This is a genomic window from Bacillus sp. z14 (2026) (genome assembly GCF_058313575.1).
On record NZ_JBZFQK010000014.1, the window covers coordinates 1 to 2,500 of the forward strand.

At 35.8% G+C, this 2,500-nt stretch carries 1 protein-coding gene and 1 rRNA gene; both read right to left on the reverse strand.

The features are described from left to right. Positions 1-328 (reverse strand): 16S ribosomal RNA (locus AC4G3O_RS19215); the annotation flags it as partial. A gap of 1,123 nt (positions 329-1,451) precedes the next feature. Then, positions 1,452-1,661, reverse strand: coding sequence for a hypothetical protein (locus tag AC4G3O_RS19220; RefSeq protein WP_491136587.1), 210 nt, complete (start codon positions 1,659-1,661; stop codon positions 1,452-1,454). Positions 1,662-2,500 lie beyond the last annotated feature (839 nt).

The window sequence follows — 2,500 nt, forward strand, 5'->3', positions numbered from 1 at the left end:
GTCCCAGTGTGGCCGATCACCCTCTCAGGTCGGCTACGCATCGTTGCCTTGGTGAGCCGTTACCTCACCAACTAGCTAATGCGCCGCGGGCCCATCCCTAAGTGTTAGCCGAAGCCAACTTTCCTTCCAACACCATGAGGTGTTAGAAACTATTCGGTATTAGCACCGGTTTCCCGGAGTTATCCCAATCTTAGGGGCAGGTTGCCCACGTGTTACTCACCCGTCCGCCGCTAATCGTTGGGAGCAAGCTCCCTCAGATTCGCTCGACTTGCATGTATTAGGCACGCCGCCAGCGTTCGTCCTGAGCCAGGATCAAACTCTCCGAAAGATGTTTGATCTAGCTAAATTTTAAAGCAAATTGACGAGATTTTAAAAATCTCTTGTTTTTAGACTTGCTTGGCGTTTCGTTTTGTTTAGTTTTCAAAGAACAATCTGTCGTGTTAGCGACTCTTATATCATATCAATTCAGTTAGCTTTTGTCAAGCATTTTCTTTTTGATATTATTCACTAACAATCTCTCAAAATGTTTCGCGTTGCAGAAGCAACTTTTATATAATAACTTATATTTTTTATGAATGCAACCATTTTTATAAATTATTTTTTATAAGTTTGCATTCAAGGATTTATCCGCCTTCTATCTCATAGCGACTTAATTATAATACCACTATTTCGAGTAATATAAAACTGGAATTTATATGTATTTTTCTATCTCTTCGAATCTCCTCTATATTTAGCGATTCTATCTGTATTTCAGTTCACGTCGAAACTCTCAGCTTGTTCAAAACTACTTCTACAGGAGGCGGTTAGCATGCATGAGATATTTATGCTCACTTTACGATTTACCATATCAAGAAGAAACGAAGCTAATTAAACGCAAAATTGATATTTCTATAATGCAGAAAAAAAGATCGGTTTTTTTACATAACTCCGTTAATCACACAGTTAGCTTGTCTTATTTATATATGTATAAAGAGATGGCCAACACAGAACCATAAAAAAAATAGTGGATTTCCTTAAACAACCTGGTAAGCATCTTCTCGGAAACTTGTTATTTTATATTAGATGGTATACCTTCTTTCAGTTTGACAATATACTTGCATGAGACAAAGTATATATAGGAATGTTGATATTACTCTAATTACTATATAAAACGTTACTTACTGATACTTTCTTTTTCTTCTATAGAATAAGACAATCTTTTATTACTGATGGATCGATTGATTCTCTTTTTTATAATGATGCAATCTTTCCAGAAAGCTTTCGTACCTTCACTAAAACCCAGCAATCCAGCCGATAAACTTATAAGAGTATAGAACATCTTCTTTTTTAATCAACCCAACATTCAACATATTCAGCTCCGGTCTTTCTTTTAGATCCCCTGATTAATTAGTTCATGACTGGTAAAGTTATACTTCGTTTTTAATATCCAGTATTAAACCTTATGTCATATGCTATTTACTTTGAATTTCTTCACTGGTTTTCCCGTCCAGTGAATAGGATCCTCCGAGCATATCATTGTGTTTGGAATAGGGGAACGAGGTTCCTCCAATCACTTCTCGGTTCCACATCATGACCGTTACACTTATTTTCCCCTCCTGGAACTCATTATCTAATGGATGACCTTTAACGAAAAAACGGACTAAATGAATCTCTTTATTCAAATCCTCTCTCCTTCATAGGACAGCTCATCATATCCTTTATCCTCTAGAATCCTTTGCAAATTCTCGCATTTTCCGTTAATGGTAGTTGTTCATCGCTTTGTGCGCACCCAGAGAGCAACAAGAAGATTAGAAAATACAGTGGTTTTTTCATTTCATCCCTCCTTATTTACAGATGATCCTCTATATTTAAAGGCATGAGAGCTCTGATTGTACCTTTCCTTTTATCATAGTATAGATAATTAATTAACCTACTACCCCCTTTTGTTTATATAACATACTAAATACAACACTGTATAAGTGACTTCCTTCATCCACTAACCTGTGCCCCGTTAGCTGCTTTTAAAAAAGCTAATCACTTAGTTTTTGCAATGGTGAAGTGTATTGAATCAATAAAAAAGCGAACCTAACATTGATGGGTTCGCTAAAATAACGGTGGTATTCCGAAAGGGAAGAATATTGGAGCTATGTAGATAAAACATAATAGTAAAATTAATAAAAGAGACATGACTATCGAAAAGACAGATCTAATGATCACTTTCTTATCATTTTTCCTTTCTAGCGGCAGCCCAACTACAGCTATACTCAGTGATACAAGCGAAAAAGGAATAAGGTAATACAATACACCCATGTTTCATTTCTAAGTCTGCTATAAAAAATCTAAAGAATGCAAATATGCAAAGTGCTATTAGCGTTATTCCAAAAGGCCATTGATTAGTTAAAAGTTTAAGACTCCTCTTGGCCACTCTCAATACAGCCAACCTTCCAAATATATCCTTTGTGTTATTGTAAGCCAATCTTTTTTCCTCATACAAGTGATAATTCTGTATTAAGGTTTAGTT